The organism is Micromonospora sp. NPDC048868 (assembly GCF_043198195.1).
GTDB lineage: Bacteria > Actinomycetota > Actinomycetes > Mycobacteriales > Micromonosporaceae > Micromonospora > Micromonospora reichwaldensis.
This window is the reverse complement of the sequence record NZ_JBICUN010000007.1, coordinates 301,528-323,280: the sequence shown is the minus strand read 5'-3', so window position 1 is coordinate 323,280 and position 21,753 is coordinate 301,528. Positions and strand designations below refer to the sequence as shown.

The window sequence follows — 21,753 nt, the reverse complement described above, 5'->3', positions numbered from 1 at the left end:
CACGACCCGACGGTGGGCCCCCGTGATCACCGATCCGTCAGGCGCCCGGAATACCGGCGGCGTTGGGTCGGCGCCGTTGCCGGCCCGTACGCCACCGTGGACGCGGTCGCCGTGCCGGGCAGCCGCCCCGTCGCCTCGATCAGCCAGGAGAGGGTGTCCGATTCGGAGAGCGCCGCCGTGCATAGCCACTCGAACACCACTTTATAGCGATTTAGGGCGTTTACCTCGGTCGACATGACGTCGGTGAACCCCCCTTCGATGGCCAGCGTCTCCGGATCGAGCGGATCCGCGAACCGGTAGACCGAGAACGCGGTCGGCGGGAGGTACCAGTCGCCGATCTGGGTGTCGCGCGGCAGCACGTGCAGCGTGACGTTCGGCAGCATCGCCAGTTCGCAGAGCTGCACCAGCTGCGCGCGCAGCACCTCCGGCGGCCCGGTCCGGCCGCCGAGCGCCGCCTCCTCCAGCACCGCCGTGTAGCGGGGCGCGTCGGTCGCGCGGGTGAGCAGCGACTGCCGGGCCAGCCGGGCCCGCACCTCGGTGTCGATGTCCTCGCCGGCCTCCGGGTCGCCGGCCTCCTCGTCGACCTGCCGGGCCGAGGCGATCCGCACCGACGCGTAGTCCGGCGTCTGGAGCAGGCCCGGCACCAGGACCGGGTTGTATTCCGAGATCTCCGCGCAGCCCGCCTCCAGCTCGGCGAAGCTGCGCTGCTGCTGGGTCATCACCGGGTAGTTGCGCAGCCAGCCGCGGATGTCGCCGGCCTCCTCGGTGATGCCGAGGAGTTCCCGGCGCAGCGCCTCGTCGGCGCCGTAGAGATCCAGCAGCACGCGGACGTCGTCCGGGTCCGGGCGGCTGCGGCCGTTCTCCAGCCGGGACAACTTGGACGCGGACGCCCAGCCGATGCGCTCGATGACCTGGTCTCCCGTGAGACCCGCGGCCTCGCGCAGCCGGCGCAGCTCGGTGCCCAACCTGCGGCGGCGCAGGATCGGGCTGGGTGAGGCAGGAGGCACGACGTCCTCTTTTCCCGTGGACCGCCGCAGACGCGACGGTAACTGTATGAAATTCGCCCCCCACGGTCAGTATGGACGGCGCGCCTCCCGCCGGAGGTCCCGGTGGGGGCGTGTCTCGCAGAAAAGAGGACCGTGGAAGGGCGCGGCGTCCGGTACGACGCCGTCGGCCGACCGCGCCACCCAGACCGCGCCACGCCGCGCACCACCCCCGCCGGAGGGACCCCATGCGCACCGTCCTGCGCCGCCCGGATTTCCGCCTGCTCTTCGGCGGCCTGCTCGCCAGCATGGCCGCCGAGTCGATCCTGTTGCTGGCCCTCGCCATCTGGGTGAAGGACCTGACCGGGTCGGACGGGCTGGCCGGCGCCACCATCTTCGCGGTCATCGCCCCGATGACCCTGGCCCCGCTGGTGGGGTGGATCGTCGACCGCTACCCCCGGCGCCCGTTCTTCGTTGCGGCGAACCTGGTGACGGCCGTGCTGCTCACCCCGCTCCTCGTGGTGCGGGACCGGACCGACGTGTGGATCATCTACGTGGTGGCGGCCCTCTACGGCCTGTCGTACATCACCCTCAGCGCGGTGCTCAGCGGCCTGATCCGCCAGCTCGTGCCGGTGGAACTGCTGGCCGACGCCAACGGCGTGCTCCAGACCGTGCGCCAGGGGCTGCGGCTGGTCGGCCCGCTGGCCGGCGCCGGGCTCTACGCCGCCGTCGGCGGCTGGATGCTGGCCGTGATCGGGATGGTCGGCTTCCTGTCGGCGGCCGTCGTGGTGGGCCTGCTCCGCACGACGGAGACGCCGCCCACCGGGCCCGGGCTGCGCTGGCCGGCCGAGGTGAGCGCCGGGCTGCGCCACCTGGCCGGGGAGCCGGCGCTGCGCCGGGCGCTGCTCGGCTACGGGCTGGGATCGCTGGCGATGGGCTTCAGCGAGTCGTTGATCTTCGCGTACGTCGACCAGGGGCTGCGCCGGGACGCCGCGTTCGTCGGCGTGCTGGTCACCGTGCAGGGCATCGGCGGGCTGGTCGGCGGGCTGCTCTCCCCGGCCGTGGTGCGCCGCGCCGGCGAGGTGGGCACGCTCGCCGCCGGGGTGGCGTTCTTCGGGCCGGCCTCGCTGGCGCTGGTGTACCCGAACCTCTGGCTCGGCTTCGTCGCCGTACTGCTGGCCGGGGTGTCGCTGCCGCTGACGATGGTCGGGCTGCACACGCTGATCCAGCGGCGTACCCCGCAGGCGTTGCTCGGCCGGGTCGCCGCGGCCTCGGAGGCCGTGGTCAGCGGCCCGCAGGCGCTCTCGATCGGCGCGGGGGCGCTGCTCGTCGGGGTGCTGGACTACCGCGTCCTGTTCGCCCTGATCGGGGTGGCCACCCTGCTCGCCGGCGGCTACCTCTGGCACGGCCGCACGCTCAGCCCACCGCCACCCGTCCGGATCCCCGCCCCCCGCCGGCCCGCCGAGGGGTCCACCGCCGTCGGCCCGGCCGCCGCGAGCCAGGAGGTGGTCGGCACGACCCCACCGGGCCCGGCGCGCTGAGGCCCCGGCCCGCCGGGGGGCGTAGGGCGCTGCGCCCGGCCGGACACCTCCCCAGGGCGCGGCGAACGGGGAGGCGGACAGGACGCGACGAGCGGCCGGCCCGGGTGGGCGGCCGCTCGTCGGTGGTGCTGCGTCCGGTCAGGCGTCGATCGTGGCCAGGTGCTGCTTGACCTGGACGATCGAGGGGTTGGTCAGGGCGCTGCCGTCGGCGAAACGCAGCGTCGGGACGGTCTGGTTGCCGCCGTTGACGCTCATCACGAACTCCGCGGCCTTCGCGTCCTGCTCGATGTCGACCACCTCGTAGCCGATGCCCTCCCGGTCGAGCTGCGACTTCAGCCGGTGGCAGTAGCCGCACCAGGGGGTCGAGTACATCGTCAGCATGGTCAGATCCTCCAACGGTCCGCGTGGCGGCTTGCCGATCAAGCCCAGGCTAATCGCTGCAACGTCTGGCGGAGCTGAGACAATTCCTCGCTGTGGTGGTTCACTCAGCATCCGAACGCGTGCTCGCCGGGCTCGACCCCGAGCAGCGCTCGGCGGTGACCGCCCCCGCCGGCCCGGTCTGCATCCTGGCCGGCGCAGGCACGGGCAAGACCCGCGCGGTCACCTCCCGGATCGCCCACCGGGCGCTCTCCGGGGAGATCTCCGCCCGGCACGTGCTCGCGGTGACCTTCACGGCCCGCGCCGCCGCCGAGATGCGCGCCCGGCTCACCGCGCTCGGGGTGGGCGGCGTGCAGGCCCGCACCTTCCACGCGGCGGCGCTGCGCCAGGTGCGCTACTTCGCGCCCCGGCTGCTCCAGGGGCGGGCCATGCCCGAGCTGCTGGACAGCAAGGTCCGGCTGGTCACCCTCGCCGCGGCCAAGGCCGGCCTGCGTACCGACCGGGCGGCCGCCCGGGACCTCGCCGGCGAGATCGAGTGGGCGAAGTCGTCGCTGGTGGAACCGGGGGAGTACGTCGTCGCGGCGGCGAAGGCGATGCGGGACACCCCGCACGAGCCGGCCCGCGTCGCCGAGGTCTTCGCGGCGTACGAGCGGCTCAAGCGGTCCAACGGGGTGATCGACTTCGAGGACATGCTGCGCGCCGCGGTCTGGGGCATCGAGGAGCACCGGGACGTCGCCGAGCAGGTCCGCGCCCAGTACCGGCACTTCGTCGTCGACGAGTACCAGGACGTCAACCCCCTCCAGCAGCGGCTGCTCCAGGCGTGGCTGGGCGGGCGGGACGACCTGACCGTGGTCGGCGACGCCAGCCAGACGATCTACTCGTTCACCGGGGCCACCTCGTCGTACCTGGTCGACTTCCCGCGCCGGCACCGGGGCGCGACGGTGGTCCGCCTGGTCCGCGACTACCGCTCCACCCCGCAGGTCGTCGGGCTGGCCAACGCGGTGATCTCCCAGGCGCGGGGCGCCGAGGCCCGGCTGCGCCTGGAGCTGGTCGGCCAGCGCCCGCCCGGCCCCGAACCGGAGCTGCGGATCTTCACCGACGAGCCGGCCGAGGCCAACGCGGTGGCCGCCCGCTGCCGCGCCCTGGTCGACGCCGGCACCCCGGCGAAGGAGATCGCCGTGCTGTTCCGGACCAACGCGCAGTCCGAGGCGTACGAGAAGGCGCTGACCGAGGCGCAGGTGCCGTACGTGGTGCAGGGGGCCGAGCGGTTCTTCGAGCGCACCGAGGTGCGGCAGGCGATGGTCGCCCTGCGGGCCGCCACCCGGTCGATCCCCGGGGAGACCCCGCTGCCCGCCGCCGTGGTGGAGGCGCTCACCGCGGTCGGCTGGGCCCCCGACGCAGCCCCGGCCGGTGGCGCCGCCCGCGAGCGGTGGGAGGCGCTCGCCGCGCTGGTGCAACTCGCCGAGGAGTACGCGGCCACCCCGGAGGTGGTGCCGATCGGGCCCGCCGCCTCGGTCGAGCGACAGGTCACCCTGGCCGACTTCAACGACGAGCTGGCCCGCCGGGCCGCCGCACAGCACGTGCCGACGGTCGACGGGGTGACCCTGGCCTCGCTGCACTCCGCCAAGGGCCTGGAGTGGGACGCGGTCTTCCTGGTCGGCCTCTCCGAGGGCACCCTGCCCACCACGTACGCCAAGACCGTCGAACAGGTCGAGGAGGAGCGCCGGCTGCTCTACGTCGGCGTCACCCGGGCGAGGGAGTGGCTCTGGCTGTCGTACGCCTCGGCCCGCTCCCCGGGCGGGCGGGCCCGGCGGCCCTCGCGGTTCCTGCCGCAGCTCGACCGCTCCGGCGGGGCGGAGCGGGCCGGGGCCGCTCCCGCGACGCGCCGGCCGGAGCGCCGCCGGACCCAGATCGTCTCCTGCCGGATCTGCGGCGCCACCCTGCTCGCCGGGCCGGACCGCAAGCTCGGCCGCTGCCCCACCTGTCCCTCGGACATCGACGAGGAGCTGCACGAACGGCTGCACGAGTGGCGCCAGCGGGTGGCCGGCGGGCAGCGGGTACCGGCCTATGTGGTCTTCACCGACGCCACTCTGGTCGCGCTCGCGGAACGGCGCCCCGGCCGGGCGGAGGAACTGATCGCCATCGCCGGCATCGGGCCCCGGAAACTCGGCCTCTACGGGGAGGCGGTGCTGGCGCTGGTGGCGGGCGCGGCGGTCGACGACGTCTGCCCGGAGAAAACTTTCGAAATCTCGCCGTAAATTCGTTTGCCCTCGCCCCGTGGCGAGGAATAGCCTCATGACACACCTCGCGAGCGGCGCCATTCGGGCTGCTCACGAGGGGTAGAGACCGTATCGGCACGAGTGAACGTCAGAGGAGGTGGTCCCGATGGAGATCGTCTACATCAACGAGCGTCCGGCGGCGCTGCCCGCTGTCGTCGCTCCGCTGTCGGCTGTCCGGGTGGCCCTCGCCGCTGCGCGACCGTCGGTTTCCCAGGTGCACCGTGTCGAGGCTCAGGCCGAGCTGATTCTCGCCACCGCGCCAAACGGAAACCAGGGGACCAGTGGCTTCACGGGCAAGGGCGTCGATGCTGTCAAGCGTCACATGGACGTCCGCGGAGTTCCACCTCGAGGTAGACCGGTCTGATCTTCAGACACCGGCTCACCTCGAGGCCGCGGAACCCGCTACCGGGATCCGCGGCCTCAGTTTTTTGCCCGCCAAGTACGTCGGAAATGCGATCCACGAGATCGAAGTGAGAGAGAGGTGACCGGGCGATGAGTCTGGCGTTGGCCCCACTCGACGTGAGCGTCGAGGTGGAGGCGAACCTGCCCTGCCGGAAGTTCGACCCCGACCTGTGGTTCTCCGACTCGCCCGCCGAGCTCGAGCTGGCCAAGTCGCTCTGCGGGGACTGCCCGCTGCGCGTCGAGTGCCTGGCCGGGGCGGTGGAGCGGGCCGAGCCCTGGGGCGTCTGGGGCGGCGAGATCTTCGAGCGTGGCGCGGTCGTCCCGCGCAAGCGGCCCCGTGGCCGTCCGCGCAAGGAGGACCTGGCCCGCGACGCGGCGCTCCGGGTCGAGGCCGAGGCACGACTGGCGGCCAGTGGGCTGTCCGAGTCGCGCACCACGGTCCGGCTGGCGGCCTGACATGCACCCGATCCAACCCACCCACGCCGGTGTCACGCCGGCGACGAGAGAGCTGACCACGATGCTGAACGTTCTTGACGGAGTCGCCGAGATGCAACTACTTCACGAAGCGTTGTCCCGGGCTCGAATGCGCCGGCCTCAGGCCGGTCGTACCACCACGAGCACTGAGGCAACCCTTTCCGCCCGTACCGTCGCCATGAACAGCCGCAACCGAGCGGCGCGCGACCTGGGCGTTCTCTAGTACCCCACCGATAGCCGAGGGGCGGTGGCCGGAATCCGGCCACCGCCCCTCGTCGCGTTCCCCCGTCCCGTGCCGTCTTCCTCGCGCGTGCCGTGGCGTCTGTTTTGCGCCGCGCGGCGCGTCCGGTCGCGCGGCCGTCGCTCAGCCGCCCGCCGAGGGTCGCCCGGCCGACGGGGCGAAGCCGGGCAGCCAGCGCTCCAGGATGCCCCGGTAGGGCGCCTTCGCCTCCAGCTGGCAGAGCACGCCGATCGAGCCGAGCGTCACCCGGTGGATGAGCAGGTACGACGGCGGCAGGTTGAGCTGCCGGCTCAACTGGTACGCGGGGGAGCGGGGGCTGGCCAGCCGGGTCGCCTCAGTGCGCAGCCAGGCCCGGGTGAACCGGAACTCGTCGGCGGCGATGGGTTCCAGCATCGGACGGAGGAAGTCGAGCACCGCCTCGGCGTCGATCTCCTCGGTGGAACCGATGAAGCCCTCCGAGCGCAGGCCCGCCACCACCTCGTCGGCGTCGCCCTGGAGCGCCAGCGCGGCGATGCGGCCGATCGGCTCGGGCGTGCCCTCCGGCATCCGGGCCACCGCGCCGAAGTCGATCACGCCGAGCCGGCCGTCCGCCAACAGCCGGAAGTTGCCCGGGTGCGGATCGGCGTGCAACAGCCCGGCCCGCTGCGGCGCGGACAGGTGCAGGATGGCCATCAGCCGGCCGGCCTCGTCGCGCTGCTCCTCCGTGCCCTCGCGGATGATCTCCGCCAGCGGGGTGCCCTCGACCCACTCGGTGACCAGGACCCGGGGCGACGCCGAGACCACCGCCGGGATGTGGATCTCCGGATCGTCCGCGTACGCGGCGGCGAAGGCGCGCTGCGACTCGGCCTCCAGCTCGTAGTCGAGTTCCTCGGTGATCCGTTCCCGCAGCTCCGCCAGGAGTGGCTTGACGTCCAGCCCGGGCTGGATCGCCCGGAACATCCCGCCGAGGCGGGAGAGCTGCTTGAGGTCGGCGAGCAGGGCGTCGCCGGCGCCCGGATACTGGATCTTGACAGCCACGTCGCGGGTCTGCGGCGCGCCGGACGGCCCGTAGCCCGGCTCCCGCCACACCGCCCGGTGCACCTGGCCGATGCTGGCCGCGGCGGCGGGGGTGTCGTCGAACTCCACGAACCGGTCCCGCCAGTCCGGGCCGAGCTGCTCGGCGAGCACCTTGTGCACGCTGGCCGCCGGCAGTGGCGGCGCCGCCTCCTGGAGCTTGGTCAGCGCCTGCCGGTAGGGGGCGGCGATCTCCTCGGGCAGGGCGGCCTCGAAGACCGACAGCGCCTGCCCGAACTTCATCGCACCGCCCTTGAGCTGCCCCAACACGCTGAAGAGCTGCTCGGCGGTGCGTTGCTGGATCTCCGCGGAGATCACGTCGGAGGCGAGCCCCGTGACGCGCTTACCCATGCCGAGGACGGTCCGACCGGCGAAGCCGAGCGGCAGAGCGGCGAGCTTGGCGGTCCGGGACACGGCCCGGCGCGGGATGTCGGTCACCCGGCCATTGTTACCGACTCCGGGGGCCCGCGGCTGCTCTGCCGCCGGGCTGGGTGCCCGTCCCCGCCTCCGGGGGCGTCACCGGCGCCGTCGCGAACATCCGCAGGAGGGGTGCGGCGGCCACATCCGGCGGCGGAACCGCCCCGCCCCGGTGATCTCCACCGCGCAGCCCAGGGTCTCCGGGGTGCCCCCGTCGAGCTGCGCCAGCGCCTCGGCCGCCGCGTACGCCCCGGCCGCCAGGAGGGTCGCGGTGGCACACGCCTGCTCGCCCGCGCCCGTGGCGAGCTGGGCGGCCAGCGCCGGCCAGTCCGGGTCCCGGTCCGCCCGGTGCAGGTCGAGGCAGTTCAGGCAGGGACCGGCGGGCGGGCGGACGAGCGGGCCGACCACGGGCACGCCCTCCCGGAGACCGAGCAGCAGGTGCGGCTGGCGGCGCTGGGCGTGACCGGCGGCGAGCAGGGCGGCCGGCCGGTCCGTACCGAGCTGGACGACCAGGTCGACGCGGCCCCGCCGGAGCGGGCCCGTTCCCGTGCCGGGGGCGGCCCGCTCGACGGCGTCGCGTACCGCCCGGGCGAGCGGGCGGCCGAGCGCGGCGGCCGGGATGCCCGTGCCGACCAGGTCCGCCGGCCGCACCGGGCCGGCCAGGTCCGGGTGCACGTGCCCCACCCCGGCCTGGGCCAGCGCCAGGGCGACCGGGGCGCCGAGGCGGCCGGTGCCGCAGACCACCACCCGGGCGGCCAGCCGCCGGCGCAGCACCTGGGCGGGCGTGCCGGGCAGCCGCGCCGAGGCCAGGGCGAGCGCCTCCGCCTCGGCGGTGAGCCGGGCCCGGGGCAAGCCGGCCAGGTCCTTCGGCAGCAGGGTGTGCGCGGGTACGACCAGGCCGGCGGCCCGCAGCGCGTCGAGCAGGGCGCGGGCCTCGTCGGGGGCCACCTCGGCGGCTACGGCGTGCGCCAGGACCAGCCGTTCGCTACGGGTGCCGTCGAGCAGGTCGAGCAGGCGGGCGGCCCGGGGGTCGGCGATCTCCAGCAGCACGGCGCGGCCCGGCTCGACGCCGAGTTGGAGGGTGTGACGGTCCCGCCAGAGTCTGGTGAGGCCCGGCAGCAGGACGGGACGGGGCAGCGTGGCTCGGCGCATGACACCGATCGTGACCGTGTCCGTGCTCACCGTCGATCGTTGTCCACAGGTGCGCGGTGCCCTGTCCAGGGCTGTCCACAGGAAATCCCGGGATATCCACAACCCGCCGGTAACCATGTCGGCGAGCCGACAGTGCGCGACCGGGTACGCCGGCGGACGAGGTGCGGTCATGCCGGAGGGGGCGGCCGACGGCCGCCCCCTCCGGTGCATCCGTACGGGTCAGACCTTCGCCTTGCCCAGGATGCGGTTCACTGTTGTGCCGCAGACCGGACACTTGCCCTTGGCCATGTTCATCCCGGTCTTCGAGACCTCGACGCGGCCCTCGAAGTCCCGCTTCTCCTTGCACTTGACGCAGTAACCGTTGTAGGTCTGGGCCTGGTCGGCCACGGTGCCCTCCTCGTCTCGTCCGCCGGCCGATGCCGTCCCGGCGGGGGTTCCCGGCGGCGGGCCATTCGGGCACCGGCGCTGGGTCGTTCTCCCACGGCCACGCTCGTGACCGCTGGTCCGCGGACCCTACCCAGGTGTGGGCGGTTCCATGTCAGCTGTGCTTCGTCACTGTGAGCAAGTCGACGTCGAGAGTGTGCATGGCGAATTACGTCGGATAAGTCAGTTTGGCGGGGACACGCCGACCGAACCCGGCCAGATGCCCCGTGCGGGGCACCCCGAGCTGCGCCCGCCACGGAGATCACCTAACGTGGGGGTGCGCCCCGTAGCACCCGGCGGAGGCCAGCGGCGCGACGCCTCCGCACCCGCGGACGGCCGCCACGAAGGGTGACGGCGACGATTCGTCGTGGCCCGGCAAAAGATTTTTTGGGACTCCTGCCGACCAATCACCATTTTCCGGGCGGGTGTCGGGGTGTTGACCCTTGCGGACCCCTGGTCAGTACGCATTAGCTTTCCTTCGTGACAGGAATCCGAGGCTGCGCGGCCCGCTGATGGCAGGGGCGCGGAAGCCGGTCGTCGAAGTGCGGCGCAGCCAGCGTCGGCGACGCACGGTGTCCGCGTACCGCGACGGTGAACGGGTCGTCGTCCTCATCCCGGACCAGTTCTCCCGGGCCGAGGAGAGCGAGTGGGTCGACCGGATGCTCGCCCGGCTCGCCGCCCGGGAGGGGCGCCTCGCCCGGTCCGACGCCGAGCTGCTCGCCCGGGCCACCCGCCTGATCAAGCTCTACCTCGCCGAACACGGCGCGCAGGCCGTACCGACGAGCGTCCGCTGGGTCACCAACCAGAACGGCCGGTGGGGGTCCTGCACCCCGGACGACGGCACGATCCGCATCTCGCACCGCGTCCAGGGGCTGCCCGACTGGGTGATCGACTACGTGCTCCTGCACGAGCTCGCGCACCTCATCGTGCCCAGCCACAACGCGCGGTTCTGGGCGCTCGTCGCGCGCTACCCGAAGTCCGAGCGGGCGCGCGGCTACCTGGAGGGCGTCGCGGCGGCCTCAGGCACCCCGCTGACCGACTGACACCCTCAGCGCCGCCGCCGGCCAACTGCCGCCCCGACCCCCGCCAACACCTGCTGTCCGCGCCGGCTCCGCCCGCGCTGTCCGCGCCGGTTTCGTGCGCGCTGTCCGCGCCGGTTTCGTGCGCGCTGTCCGCGCCGGTTTCGTGCGCGCTGTCCGCGCCGGTTTCGTGCGCGCTGCCCGCGCCGGCTCCGCTCGCGCCGGCTTCGGGGCGGACGGAGCCGGCAAGATCTTGGTACGCGACTGCCCCTCCAGGGGCCTGTTCCTACCAAGATCTCGACGCCGCCTCCCCGCGCCCGTCGGTCGTGGCTCCTGGCGCATCCGGTTAGGGTCGTGGGGTGGCCCGACGTGTGGTGGTGGCGTTGCTCGGACCGGTGACCTGGGCACCGCCCGGCACCGACCCGGTGGACTGGCGGGCCGCGCTCGCCGAGGACGTGGTCGACCTGCTCGCCACGCTCAACGAGGTGGAGACGGCCGTTGCCGTCACCCCGGCCGACCGGGAGCTGGCCGACGCGGTGGTCTGGCCGGACACGGCCGTGTACGAGGTCCCCGAGGCGACCCCGAACGCCGTCTTCGCCGCTCTCGCCGACACCGGCTACGACCAGGTGGCCGTGATCGCCGGCGACGCGCCCGACGTGCCGGGCCTGACGATCGGCAAGCTGCTGCGCCCACTCACCACCCGGCCGGTCGCGGTCGCCCCGGTCGAGGGCGGTGGGCCGGGGCTGCTCGGCGTGGCCACCCGGCTGCCCGTACCGGCGTGGCTGCCGGCGCTGGACCTGGACACCGCGCGGCCGGCGGCCGTGCGCGCGGCGGCGCCGCGACCCGGCGACCTGGCGGTGACCCCGGCCTGGCGGCGCCTGCGTGGGCCGGGCGACCTGGCGTTCCTCGACCCGGCCGTGGAGGGCTGGGAGACCACCCGCGCCCTGCTCTCCGGCACCGCGCAGCCCCGCTGAGCCGACCGCGGGCCGGAAGCGACCCGCACTGACCCCCTCCGGACCACGGCCGGGCCCCCGGACCTTGCGACGCAGTCCGACCCCGCGATGCAGTCCGACCCCGCGATGCAGTCCGACCCCGCGACGCAGTCCGACCCCGCGACGGCGGCCGCCCGACCGTCCGGCGCGACCCGACCGTGCGACGTGGGCCGCCCGACCCCGCGACGCGGGCTGCCCAACCTTGCGACGTGGCCCGACCGCGCGACGTGGACCGCGCAACCCCGCGACGTGGCCCGATCGTGCGGCGAGGGCCGCCCGAACCCCGGTGGGGCGGGCGGCCCTCGTCGTCGACGCGATCAGGGGCGGCTGGCGTCGCCGCCCTCGGGGTCGTCGTCCGGGCGCCGCTGCTCCGGCTCGCCCGGGGCCTTCTCCTCCGGGCCGCCCGGCGCGCTGAAGTCGAAGCTCTCCAACTCACCGAGGTCCCACTCGGACATCGCGAAGGCCACCGGGTCGGCGAAGTCGTCGTCGGAGGGGAGCAGGTCGGGGTGGCCCCACAGGGCGTCCCGGCCGGCGATGCCCCGGTGCTCGGTCAGAGCCGCCCAGAGCGCCGCCGCCTCGCGCAGCCGGCGCGGACGCAGCTCCAGGCCGACCAGCGCCGCGAAGGTCTGCTCGGCCGGGCCACCGGCGGCCCGGCGGCGGCGGAACGCCTCGCCGAGGCTCACCACGTTGGGCAGCCGGCCGCTCGCCGCGCTGTCGACCACGTGGCACACCCAGCCCTCGACCAGGGCCAGGGCGGTCTCGAGCCGGGCCAGGGAGGCCTTCTGCGCCGGGCTGTCCTCCGGCGTGAAGATGCCCTCCAGCGCGATCGCCTGCATCGACTCCGGGTCGGTCGGGTCGACCCGGCCCATCGCCTCCTCGATCGCCTCCCGGTTGACCCGGATGCCGGCCGCATACATCTCGACGGCGTTGAGCACGTGCCCGCGCAGCCACGGCACGTGCTGGAAGAGCCGCTGGTGGGCGGCCTCGCGCAGGGCGACGTAGAGGCGCACCTCGTCCTCGGGCAGCTCCAGGCCCTCGCCGTACGCCCGGATGTTGGCCGGGATCAGCGCGGCCGTGCCGGCCGGGCCGAGCGGCAGCCCGATGTCGCCGGCGGAGAGCACCTCCGCGGCGAGCGAGCCGAGCGCCTGGCCGAGCTGGCCGCCGAAGAGCGCGCCACCGAGGGTGGCGACCATCGACTGCATCGGGCCGAGCTGGGCGCGCGCCTCCGGCGGCACCAGGTCGCCCATCGCGCCGACCATCCGGCTGGCGACCGGGTCGCAGAGCTTGCGCCAGACGTCGAGCGTCTTGTAGATCCACTCGTTGCGGTTCCAGGCCAGCGAGGTCTGGATGCCCGAGGGCAGTGCGGAGGCCGGCTCCAGCCACAGGTCCGCGAGCCGCAACGCCTCCTCCACCGCGTTGCGCTCGAAGGGCGACACCGCCGGGTCGCCCGCGGCGGCGAGTTGGCTGGCGGCCACCTGCCGGGCCAGGTCCCAGTTGACCGGCCCGCTGCCCGACGCGGAGAGCAGGTGCTGCAACTGCGACATGAACTGCTGCATCTGCGCGGGATCGTTGGGGTCTGGTGGTTGCCCACCCGGGAGCGCGAAACCGAACGGAATATCAGGCACGACGTCTACGGTACGCGCGCCGCGCCCCAGGTAGCTGCCGCTGGCGTTGCGCTGAGGGCGAAGTCGCGATTCACCCACCGGAGGCCCCGATCCCGGTCGGTACGCTCTGCCGCATGAGACGTCGCGGCGTGACCGTCCTGCTCGGTGCTCTGCTCACCGCTCTGCTCAGCATCGGCGTGCTCGGCGCGCCCATCCCGTACGTGGTGCTCGGCCCGGGGCCGACCGTCAACACGCTCGGCAAGGAGAACGGCAAGGAGGTCATCCAGGTCACCGGCCGGGAGACCTCCACCTCCGCCGGTCAGCTCCGGCTGACCACGGTCGGGGTGCAGCCCTCGGTCAAGCTGCGCTCGGCGATCCAGGGCTGGTTCTCCGACGACGAGGCGGTGGTGCCCCGCGAGCTGGTGTACCCGCCGGGGGAGAGCCGCAAGCAGGTCGAGGAGCGCAACGCGGAGGACTTCCGGGTCTCGCAGACCAGCGCGGAGACCGCGGCGCTGCGGGAGCTGGGCTTCCCGGTGCAGGTGGTGGTCAAGACCGTCGCCGCCGACGGTCCGGCGGCCGGCGTACTCAAGCCCGGCGACGTGCTGACCTCGGTGGACGGGGAACCGGTCCCGTTGGCCACCCGCCTCACGGACCTGATCAGGGCGAAGCCGGCCGGGACCGCGCTGAGGATCGGCTACACGCGCGACGGCGCCGCCGCGACGGCGGCGGTCACCAGCCGGGAGCAGGACGGGCGACCTCGCATCGGGGTGGAGATCGAGCAGCAGCAGCCGCACCCGTTCACCCTGAGCATCGACCTGGAGGACATCGGTGGGCCCAGCGCCGGCCTGATGTTCGCCCTCGGCATCGTGGACAAGCTGACCCCGGAGGACCTGACCGGCGGGAAGGTCATCGCCGGCACCGGCACGATCGACGACGCCGGCCGGGTCGGGCCGATCGGCGGCATCGCCCAGAAGCTGGTGGGCGCGAAGGAGGCCGGCGCGGTGGCGTTCCTGGTGCCGGCGGCGAACTGCGCCGAGGCCGTACGCAACCCGCAGCCCGGGCTGCCGCTGCTGAAGGTCGGCTCGCTGGACGAGGCACTGACCGCGCTGGAGACGCTGCGCGCCGGGGGCCAGCCGACCCGCTGCTGACCACGAGCGCGGGCGTTCCCGGCGTACGTGGCGGGCCCGCACCGGCCCCCCTCCACCGACGCTTCCGCCGCGCGGCGCGACGCCGTGTGACCTTGGACCGACACGTTCAGGAACACCCCGTACTCTGGGTGCCTGGTCGGAGCCGATCACATCGAGCGTGCGGAGCCAACAGTGGTCATGAAGAGCAGCAGCCCCCTGCCGAGGATGAGCCGACGCGGTCGCGTCACGATCGGTGTCCTGGTCGGGGTGTTCGTGCTCTTCACCCTGCTCGGCTGGGGCGTCCAGGCGTGGACGGACTGGCTGTGGTTCGACGAGGTCCGCTACACCGGGGTCTTCACGGGGGTGCTGACGACCCGGCTGTTGCTCTTCTTCGCCGTCGGTCTCGGCATGGCGCTGATAGTCGGCGGCAACCTCTGGCTGGCCCAGCGGCTGCGCCCCCGGATGCGCCCGCACTCGCCGGAGCAGGCCACCCTGGAGCGTTACCGGATGCTGCTGAGCCCCCGGCTCGGCCTGTGGATCACGCTGGTCGCCACCGTGGTCGGCCTCTTCGCCGGGCTGTCGGCGCAGAGCCGGTGGAACCAGTGGCTGCTCTTCCGCAACGGCGGGGACTTCGGCGTGAAGGACCCGGAGTTCGGCATCGACGTCGGCTTCTACGTCTTCCAGCTGCCGTTCCTGCGCTACCTGCTCGGCGTGGGCTTCACCGCGGTGGTGCTCTCCGTGATCGGCGCGCTCGCCGTGCACTACGTCTTCGGCGGCGTCCGCCTCCAGGGCGTCGGCGACCGGATGACCAACGCCGCCCGGGCCCACCTGAGCACGCTCGTCGCGGTATTCGTCCTGCTCAAGGCGCTCGCGTACGTGCTGGACCGGCGCGCGATGCTGCTGGAGTACGGCAACGGCCCCGTCTACGGCGCCGGTTACGCCGACGTCAACGCGCTGCTGCCGGCCAAGGAGATCCTCGCCTACATCTCCATCGTCGTGGCGATCGCGATCATCGTCTTCTCCAACGCCTGGATGCGGAACCTGGTCTGGCCGGGCATCTCGCTCGCGCTGCTGGGCGTCTCCGCCGTCGCCATCGGCGGCGTCTACCCCTGGGCGGTGCAGACCTTCGAGGTCAAGCCCAGCGCGAAGGAGAAGGAAGCGCCGTACATCGAGCGGAGCATCAAGGCCACCCGCTCGGCGTTCGGCCTGGAGGCGGCCACCACCACGCCGTACGCGGCGAGCAACCTGACCCCGCCGGCGAGCCTCGCCACGGACACCTCCGTGGTGCCGAACATCCGGCTGCTCGACCCGCAACTGGTCTCCGAGACGTACACCCAGCGCCAGCAGGTCCGGCAGTTCTACGACTTCGGCGAGAAGCTGGACGTCGACCGCTACGGCGTCAACGGCAGGGTGCAGGACTTCGTGGTGGGCCTGCGCGAGGTCAACTACCGGCAGCTGACCCCCCAGCAGAACACCTGGATCAACCGGCACACCGTCTACACCCACGGCTACGGGCTCGTGGCGGCGCCCGGCAACCGGGTGGTCTGCGGCGGCCAGCCCTTCTTCGTCTCCGGCTTCCTCGGCGACCCGCAGGAGCAGCAGAAGGAGCAGGGCCAGCAGGCGAACGAGCAGTGTGCCTCGCAGACCGAGCAGATCGCGGCGAAGCAGCCCCGGGTCTACTACGGCGAGCGGATGGACGCCAGCGACTACGCGATCGTCGGCCAGAGCGACCCGGCGCGGAAGGCGGAGTTCGACCGCCCGGTCGGCGAGGGCGGCGAGTCCTACACCTACACCGGTGAGGGCGGCGTCGAGATCGGCTCGTTCAGCCGGCGGCTGCTCTACGCGATCAAGGAGCAGGAGTCGAACTTCCTGCTCTCCGACGCGGTCAACGACAACTCGAAGCTGCTCTACGTGCGTAACCCCCGCGACCGGGTGGAGAAGGTCGCCCCGTTCCTCACCCTCGACGGTGACCCGTACCCGGCGGTGGTGGACGGCCGGATCCAGTGGATCATCGACGGCTACACCACGGCGGCGACCTACCCGTACGCCGAACGCGTCAACCTCCAGGAGCAGACGGCCGACGAGCTGACCGGGCGGGGCACCTTCCAGCTCGCCCGGGAGAACGTCAACTACATCCGCAACTCCGTGAAGGCCACCGTCGACGCGTACGACGGCACGGTCCGGCTCTACGAGTTCGACGAGACCGACCCGGTGCTCAAGGCGTGGAACAAGGCGTTCGGCGGTGACCTGGTGCAGCCGAAGTCGGAGATCCCGGCCGAGCTGGCTGAGCACTTCCGCTACCCGGCCGACCTGTTCAAGGTGCAGCGCAACCTGCTGACCCGGTTCCACGTGACCGATCCCGGCGCCTTCTACTCCGAGACGGACTTCTGGCAGGTGCCGAACGTGCCGGACGCCCCCGACACCGGCCAGAAGCAGCCGCCCTACTACCTCTACACGCAGTTCCCCGGCCAGGAGTCGGCGCGCTTCCAGCTCACCTCGGCGGTCACTCCGAACGGCCGGGAGAACCTCGCCGCGCTGATCTCCGGGTCATACGTGGACGGGCAGCCGCGGCTGGAGGTGCTCGACCTGCCCGACCAGACCCGGGTCTCCGGCCCGGTGCAGGTGCACCAGTCGATGACCAACAACGCGAACATCCGGCAGCAGCTCAACCTGCTCCAGTCCCAGCAGGCCCAGGTGCAGTACGGCAACCTGCTCTCCCTGCCGTTCGGCGACGGCATGCTCTACATCGAGCCGGTCTACGTGAAGACCGCCGCGCAGAACGCGCCGCCGCTGTTGCAGCGGGTGCTGATGTCCTACGGCGACGGCGGCTCCTACGTGGTGCTGGCCAACAACGTGGCCGACGGCATCAAGCAGCTCGTCGAGCAGGGCAAGCAGGCCGCCGCCCCGGGCACCCCACCGCCCGCCGGCGGCACCCCGCCCCCGGCCGGGGGCACGCCGCCGGGTGGGACCGCACCCCCGCTGACCGGCGAGCTGGCCGAGGCGGCGAACCGCGTCCAGACCGCCATCGCGGAGGTCCGGGCCGCGCAGACCTCGGGCGACTTCGAGCGGTACGGGCGCGCGTTGAAGGCGCTGGACGAGGCGCTCACCGCCTTCCAGCGGGCCCAGCAGGCCGCCAGCGCCCCGGCGTCCCCGGCACCCGGCGCCAGTGCCCCGGCGTCCCCGACGCCCAGCGCCCCGGCGTCCCCGGCACCGGGTGGCAGCGCCTCACCCACCCCGGGCGGCTGACCCGCACCGTCCACGCAGCGCCCCCGGCCGACGGACCGATCCGGTCCCGACACCGGGGGCGCTGTCACGTTCGCGACCACCGGCCCGGCCCGGCAACCCGCCGTCCCCGGACGCCGTGAAGGAGGCGTACGCCCTGGGCCTGGCGGCGCAGGCACCGTCAAGTCGTGGTTGTCGTGAGGTGTCCCCGGGGTCGTTTTGCGGGGACGGGGGTCGGTGGGATACGGTATACGAACCGACGCGGGGTGGAGCAGCTCGGTAGCTCGCTGGGCTCATAACCCAGAGGTCGCAGGTTCAAATCCTGTCCCCGCTACCACGTCGGAACGGCCCCGGACTTCAGTCCGGGGCCGTTCCGCATTTCCGAGCCACCCGCTACCCGACGATCACGCGGCTCCGGCTCCGGCTCCGGCTCCGGCTCCTTGCCGCCCGCCGCCCGCCGCCCGCCACCGCCCGCCGCCCGCCGCCGCCCGCCGCCTGCTGCCCGCCGCTGCCCGCTGCCGCGTGCCGCCTGCTGTCCGCCGCTGCCCGCCTGAGGGAAGACGGTGGCCTGGCCGAACCAGGCCACCCCGTGCAGGCGCCGTTTGCCGCTCCACGCCCGCCGCTGAAACACCTGCCGTCGCCCGCCGCTGCCCGCTGCCGTCGCCCGTTGGCTGGACCGGCGATCGCGCATTGCGTCAGTGCCGAGGCGGAGTGACTGACACCACGCGATCCGTCGGCGGACATCGGGCGGGCGACAACACGGCGGCGAGAACCGCGACCGGTCGCGCAGGAACGCGAACGGCCACGCCTGGCAACGGACGTACGGCCGAACGACCGAACAGCGGGCGTGCAGCGGCGTGATCAGGACGCCATGGACCTTAAGTAGCCCGGTTAACGTCCATGGCGTCCTGATCACCAGGCACTCGTGCGAGAGAAGGCAGCGCGCCCGTGCCAAGTGAGACAGCCTGGAACGGGCCGTAGCTCAGAGCGGACCGAGACATGCCATTGCCGCCACTGTGGTCGGGTGCCCGCCTTCCGCGCCCCGCTGGCCGCCGGCGCGCGGCGTGGGTCGGGCTGGGTCGACGGTGCCTCGTGCCGACCTCCGACGCCGGTTTGCGCTGGTCAGGCGGGGTCTGCCGCAGGATCGGGGGTCCGCTGATCATCGCCCGCCGGAGTGCGCTAGAGTTAACGAGCCGACGCGGGGTGGAGCAGCTCGGTAGCTCGCTGGGCTCATAACCCAGAGGTCGCAGGTTCAAATCCTGTCCCCGCTACCACGTCGAAAAGGCCCCGGAGATTGTCTCCGGGGCCTTTTCGCATCTCGCCACCGGCGTCGACGTGTCGCATCGGTCGACGACGGGCTTCTTCACCCCGGAGTGCAACGCACGCCGACGTGCGGGCCAACCGGCAAATGTGGCGGGCCCGGGACACCCGTGACTCCGTGCTCCAGGTGCTCGCGGTGCTGGGCGCGGGCTAGCCGGCGGACCAGCATCGGGCGCAGGCCAGCCAGCGGAACGGCGTCGGGCGGGCCGGCAGGAGTGGCCCGGGACATCCCGACTCCGTACTCCAAGTGCTCGCGTGCAGGGCGCGGCCGACCAACGGAACGGTGCCAGGCGTGCCTGGGCGCGGCGCGCGTTCCTCGTTGACCGACGTGCCGAGGTTGCGGTTGTCGGCGAAGATGTGGACATGTCTTCTTTCGGTAAGTGGTGGGGCCGGTTGACCGCCGTCCTCGGTGCGGTCGTGCTGTCGGTGTTCGTACCCGTCGCGGCCTGGGCGTCCACCGGCACGGGTGAGCTCGTGGTGGAGGCCGCGCGGCGGCGGCGCGGTGGTGGCGGCTTCGGCTTCATCGGCCTGCTCTGCTGCCTGGTCGTGGTGGCCGGCGTCGTCTTCCTCCTGATGCGCATGATGCGCAACCGTCGAGGCGGCCCGCCGCGCTGAGGCGGCCCGCTGGCGCGCCGGTGTTCCGGCAGCGCGACGGTGTCCTGCCCTGCCCTGCCCTGCCTCGGCCGAGGCGGAGCAATCCGACCCGGCATCCCCGCCGGGGGCGGCCTCGCGGTGATCGGCCCTATCCGGCCAGCGCAGCGTCCGCCTGGGCCATGAAGCGGGTCGTCGCCGCCCGGGGGCCGGTCCTGCCGCCGCGGATGCTCTCGGCGGCCTCCAGCAGCAGTGCCCGCACCCGGAGGTGGCCCTGCGGCGGTGGGCTGGGCGCCGGTCCCAGCCGGGCGGCCAGTGCGGTGCCGAGGGCCGCCGCGCGCCGTTGCGCCGGCTCGGTGATGTTGCCCTCGACGTAGCTGCGTACGGCGAGGCTGGGGCTGAGCCCGCGCTCGTGACCGAGCGCGCTCCCCGCCTCGCCGTTGCCGGTCAGGAAGTTGATCACGTCCGCGACCAGGTCGGGGTGCCGGGTGCCGCGGAAGGCCGCCCAGTACATCGACGCCCGGTGCCACTGCGCCTCCGGGGGACCCGGCATGGCGGCCAGGCCCAGCTCGGCGTCGGTGAGGCGCTGGAGTTCCGGCAGCTGGTGCGACCAGGCGAACGAGGCGGCCGTCGCGCCGGTTACCATGAGCTGCTGAGTGGGTTCGCCGCCGTCGGCCTGCTCCACGAGGGCGGCGCTCGGGGTCGCCCGGCTGGAGCGGGCGCGTCGCCACAGGTCGAACCATTCGACAAGCGCGTCGGCGTCGAAGCCGAGCTGTCGACCGCGGTAGAACTCACCGCCCTGCCCGCGCAGCCAGAGCCAGAGCGCCCGGTAGTCGCCGGACGGGTCCATCGTGCCGGCCACCCGGCCCTCGCTCGCCCGGGTGACCCGCCGCGCCCAGGCGACGTACTCCGCCCAGGACATGCCCGTGTTCGGCTCGGGCAGCCGCAGCCGGCGCAGCAGCGTGCGGTCGTAGACCACGGCGGCGGCGGTCTGCGCCGCGGCGACGCCGACCGTACGGCCGTCGACCTGCCCGTACCGGACCAGGCCCTGGGGCAGGGTGCGCAGGTCCAGGCGGTGGTCGGCTACGTAGCCGCTGAGGTCCAGGACGATCTCGCGGCGGGCGTACTCGGTGAGCATGCTGTCGTCGAGCTGGATCAGGTCGGGCACGTTGCCGCCCGCGGCCTGGGTGGCCAGCCGGTCGTAGTAGCCACCGGCGCCCTGCCAGGTGACCCGGAAGCCGACGCGGGGATTGCGGTCGGTGTAGAGCCGCAGCACCCGCTCGGTGAGTTCGGCCCGCTTCGCCCCGCCGTACCAGAAGACCGACAGCTCGACCGGCCCGGTCTCCACCGGGGCCGCCTGGCCCTCGGTGCACCCGGTGAGCCCGCCGGTCGCGAGCACCGGCGCACCCAGCATCGCGGCGAGCACCCGACGCCGGCCCGGATCCGCTTCGGCGCGGGGCAGCGGGGATCGGGCAACGGGCACGAAGAACTCCTGGCGGACCGGTGGGGCGGGCGGCCGGATCATTCACGCAGGCGCGCGCGAGGGTGTCAACGTACGTCCGGCCACACCACCACACCCCAGGCGTACGCATCGATGCCCGCAGCCACCGGCGGAGGCCGTGGCCGGCCCGCATGGTGTACTAGGGCGCGTGGAACTTCTGCACTCGGGCAAGGTGAGGGATGTCTACGCCGACGGCGAGGACCTGATCCTGGTCGCCTCCGACCGCATCTCGATCTACGACGTGGTGCTGCCGACGCCGATCCCCGACAAGGGCAAGCTGCTCACCGCGCTCTCGCTGTGGTGGTTCGAGCAGCTCGCCGACCTGGTGCCGAACCACGTCATCTCCGCCACCGACGTGCCGGCGGAGTTCGCCGGCCGGGCGATCCGCTGCCGGCGGCTGGAGATGGTCGCGGTGGAGTGCGTCGCCCGTGGCTACCTGACCGGCGGCGGACTGAAGGAGTACCAGCGCACGGGCGCGGTCTCCGGCGTCGAGCTGCCGCGCGGGCTGGTCGAGGCGTCCATCCTGCCCGAGCCGATCTTCACCCCGTCGACCAAGGCGCCGATGGGCGAGCACGACGAGCCGATCACCTTCGCCGAGGTGGTGGACAAGGTCGGCGCCGAGACCGCCGAGCGGCTGCGCCGGATCACGCTCGACGTCTACCGCCGGGGCGCCGAGTTGGCCGCCGACCGGGGCATCCTGGTCGCCGACACCAAGATCGAGCTGGGCTGGGCACCGGACGGCACGCTGACCGTCGGCGACGAGCTGCTCACCTCCGACTCGTCCCGGTTCTGGCCGGCGGAGTCGTACCAGCCGGGCCGGGCGCAGTTCTCCTACGACAAGCAGTACGTCCGGGACTGGGCGGTCGAGAGCGGCTGGGACCGGCAGGGCCCGGCGCCCGAGGTGCCGGCCGAGGTGGTCGAGGCGACCCGGGCCCGCTACGTCGACGTCTACGAGAAGCTGACCGGCAACCGCTGGGACTGAGTCGGAGGGCCGCCGGTGCCCGATGGACCGGGCGGCCTCGACCGACGCCGGG

17 protein-coding genes and 2 tRNA genes are annotated in these 21,753 nt (G+C 73.3%); 12 read left to right on the top strand and 7 right to left on the bottom strand.

Annotated features, from left to right (window positions below; all coding sequences use genetic code 11):
* Nucleotides 1–26: 26 nt before the first annotated feature.
* On the bottom strand, nucleotides 27–1,007 hold the full coding sequence (locus ACGFNF_RS14620; RefSeq protein ID WP_393168149.1) for a helix-turn-helix domain-containing protein: 981 nt from the start codon (nucleotides 1,005–1,007) through the stop codon (nucleotides 27–29).
* A gap of 71 nt (nucleotides 1,008–1,078) precedes the next feature.
* Between ACGFNF_RS14620 and ACGFNF_RS14615 the strand changes: the two genes are divergently transcribed.
* Entirely contained in the window at nucleotides 1,079–2,524 is a 1,446-nt protein-coding gene (locus tag ACGFNF_RS14615; protein ID WP_393168147.1) for an MFS transporter, read from the top strand.
* A gap of 138 nt (nucleotides 2,525–2,662) precedes the next feature.
* Here ACGFNF_RS14615 and ACGFNF_RS14610 read toward each other — a convergent pair whose 3' ends face one another.
* Entirely contained in the window at nucleotides 2,663–2,905 is a 243-nt protein-coding gene (locus ACGFNF_RS14610) for a mycoredoxin (protein WP_357579897.1), read from the bottom strand.
* A gap of 92 nt (nucleotides 2,906–2,997) precedes the next feature.
* On the opposite strand from ACGFNF_RS14610, the gene ACGFNF_RS14605 reads away from it, so the two are divergent.
* The 3 genes from ACGFNF_RS14605 (at nucleotide 2,998) to ACGFNF_RS14595 (ending at nucleotide 6,039) form a co-directional block, all read left to right on the top strand.
* Nucleotides 2,998–5,160, top strand: a complete 2,163-nt coding sequence (locus ACGFNF_RS14605; RefSeq protein ID WP_393168145.1) for an ATP-dependent DNA helicase UvrD2 — start codon at nucleotides 2,998–3,000, stop codon at nucleotides 5,158–5,160.
* Between the two features lie 127 nt (nucleotides 5,161–5,287).
* Nucleotides 5,288–5,545, top strand: a complete 258-nt coding sequence (locus ACGFNF_RS14600; RefSeq protein ID WP_132231073.1) for a hypothetical protein — start codon at nucleotides 5,288–5,290, stop codon at nucleotides 5,543–5,545.
* A 128-nt stretch (nucleotides 5,546–5,673) separates the two neighbouring features.
* Nucleotides 5,674–6,039, top strand: a complete 366-nt coding sequence (locus ACGFNF_RS14595; protein ID WP_088998544.1) for a WhiB family transcriptional regulator — start codon at nucleotides 5,674–5,676, stop codon at nucleotides 6,037–6,039.
* 382 nt (nucleotides 6,040–6,421) lie between these two features.
* Here the strand turns inward: ACGFNF_RS14595 and ACGFNF_RS14590 are convergent, their stop codons facing one another.
* From ACGFNF_RS14590 to ACGFNF_RS14580, 3 genes are all read right to left on the bottom strand, one after another.
* Nucleotides 6,422–7,789 carry an AarF/ABC1/UbiB kinase family protein gene (locus ACGFNF_RS14590; RefSeq protein ID WP_357579895.1) on the bottom strand — a complete coding sequence of 456 codons (1,368 nt, stop codon included), beginning with the start codon at nucleotides 7,787–7,789 and terminating at the stop codon, nucleotides 6,422–6,424.
* Between the two features lie 78 nt (nucleotides 7,790–7,867).
* Nucleotides 7,868–8,920: a TOMM precursor leader peptide-binding protein gene (locus tag ACGFNF_RS14585; protein ID WP_393168195.1), complete on the bottom strand. Its 1,053-nt coding sequence runs from the start codon at nucleotides 8,918–8,920 to the stop codon at nucleotides 7,868–7,870.
* A 219-nt stretch (nucleotides 8,921–9,139) separates the two neighbouring features.
* The gene (locus ACGFNF_RS14580; protein ID WP_012014940.1) at nucleotides 9,140–9,307 is read right to left on the bottom strand and encodes a DUF5679 domain-containing protein; all 168 of its coding nucleotides are present in this window, start codon (nucleotides 9,305–9,307) and stop codon (nucleotides 9,140–9,142) included.
* A 548-nt stretch (nucleotides 9,308–9,855) separates the two neighbouring features.
* Between ACGFNF_RS14580 and ACGFNF_RS14575 the strand changes: the two genes are divergently transcribed.
* Nucleotides 9,856–10,386, top strand: a complete 531-nt coding sequence (locus tag ACGFNF_RS14575) for a M48 family metallopeptidase (protein WP_132231076.1) — start codon at nucleotides 9,856–9,858, stop codon at nucleotides 10,384–10,386.
* 335 nt (nucleotides 10,387–10,721) lie between these two features.
* Nucleotides 10,722–11,336, top strand: a complete 615-nt coding sequence (locus ACGFNF_RS14570) for a hypothetical protein (protein ID WP_393168142.1) — start codon at nucleotides 10,722–10,724, stop codon at nucleotides 11,334–11,336.
* Nucleotides 11,337–11,671: 335 nt separating this feature from the next.
* On the opposite strand, the gene ACGFNF_RS14565 is transcribed toward ACGFNF_RS14570, so the two are convergent.
* Nucleotides 11,672–12,979, bottom strand: a complete 1,308-nt coding sequence (locus tag ACGFNF_RS14565; RefSeq protein WP_165947701.1) for a zinc-dependent metalloprotease — start codon at nucleotides 12,977–12,979, stop codon at nucleotides 11,672–11,674.
* Nucleotides 12,980–13,092: 113 nt separating this feature from the next.
* Between ACGFNF_RS14565 and ACGFNF_RS14560 the strand changes: the two genes are divergently transcribed.
* From ACGFNF_RS14560 to ACGFNF_RS14540, 5 genes are all read left to right on the top strand, one after another.
* Complete coding sequence (locus ACGFNF_RS14560; RefSeq protein ID WP_393168140.1) at nucleotides 13,093–14,106, top strand: PDZ domain-containing protein; 1,014 nt, start codon at nucleotides 13,093–13,095, stop codon at nucleotides 14,104–14,106.
* A 177-nt stretch (nucleotides 14,107–14,283) separates the two neighbouring features.
* Nucleotides 14,284–17,331, top strand: coding sequence for a UPF0182 family protein (locus ACGFNF_RS14555; RefSeq protein ID WP_393168138.1), 3,048 nt, complete (start codon nucleotides 14,284–14,286; stop codon nucleotides 17,329–17,331).
* A 236-nt stretch (nucleotides 17,332–17,567) separates the two neighbouring features.
* Nucleotides 17,568–17,644, top strand: a tRNA-Met gene (locus tag ACGFNF_RS14550).
* Nucleotides 17,645–18,504: 860 nt separating this feature from the next.
* A tRNA-Met gene (locus ACGFNF_RS14545) sits at nucleotides 18,505–18,581 on the top strand.
* Nucleotides 18,582–18,990: 409 nt separating this feature from the next.
* Nucleotides 18,991–19,242 carry a hypothetical protein gene (locus ACGFNF_RS14540; RefSeq protein ID WP_357579890.1) on the top strand — a complete coding sequence of 84 codons (252 nt, stop codon included), beginning with the start codon at nucleotides 18,991–18,993 and terminating at the stop codon, nucleotides 19,240–19,242.
* Nucleotides 19,243–19,369: 127 nt separating this feature from the next.
* Here ACGFNF_RS14540 and ACGFNF_RS14535 read toward each other — a convergent pair whose 3' ends face one another.
* Nucleotides 19,370–20,701, bottom strand: coding sequence for an ABC transporter substrate-binding protein (locus ACGFNF_RS14535; protein WP_393168136.1), 1,332 nt, complete (start codon nucleotides 20,699–20,701; stop codon nucleotides 19,370–19,372).
* A 166-nt stretch (nucleotides 20,702–20,867) separates the two neighbouring features.
* Between ACGFNF_RS14535 and ACGFNF_RS14530 the strand changes: the two genes are divergently transcribed.
* Nucleotides 20,868–21,701 (top strand): phosphoribosylaminoimidazolesuccinocarboxamide synthase, encoded by an 834-nt coding sequence (locus ACGFNF_RS14530; RefSeq protein WP_393168134.1) that lies wholly within the window; start codon nucleotides 20,868–20,870, stop codon nucleotides 21,699–21,701.
* Nucleotides 21,702–21,753 lie beyond the last annotated feature (52 nt).

Coding starts and splice junctions, on each gene's coding strand:
- ACGFNF_RS14615 (WP_393168147.1), top strand. CDS start 1,079: ATGGACGGCGCGCCTCCCGCCGGAGGTCCCGGTGGGGGCGTGTCTCGC.
- ACGFNF_RS14610 (WP_357579897.1), bottom strand. CDS start 2,905: ATGCTGACGATGTACTCGACCCCCTGGTGCGGCTACTGCCACCGGCTG.
- ACGFNF_RS14600 (WP_132231073.1), top strand. CDS start 5,288: ATGGAGATCGTCTACATCAACGAGCGTCCGGCGGCGCTGCCCGCTGTC.
- ACGFNF_RS14595 (WP_088998544.1), top strand. CDS start 5,674: ATGAGTCTGGCGTTGGCCCCACTCGACGTGAGCGTCGAGGTGGAGGCG.
- ACGFNF_RS14585 (WP_393168195.1), bottom strand. CDS start 8,920: ATGCGCCGAGCCACGCTGCCCCGTCCCGTCCTGCTGCCGGGCCTCACC.
- ACGFNF_RS14575 (WP_132231076.1), top strand. CDS start 9,856: ATGGCAGGGGCGCGGAAGCCGGTCGTCGAAGTGCGGCGCAGCCAGCGT.
- ACGFNF_RS14560 (WP_393168140.1), top strand. CDS start 13,093: ATGAGACGTCGCGGCGTGACCGTCCTGCTCGGTGCTCTGCTCACCGCT.
- ACGFNF_RS14555 (WP_393168138.1), top strand. CDS start 14,284: ATGAAGAGCAGCAGCCCCCTGCCGAGGATGAGCCGACGCGGTCGCGTC.
- ACGFNF_RS14540 (WP_357579890.1), top strand. CDS start 18,991: ATGTCTTCTTTCGGTAAGTGGTGGGGCCGGTTGACCGCCGTCCTCGGT.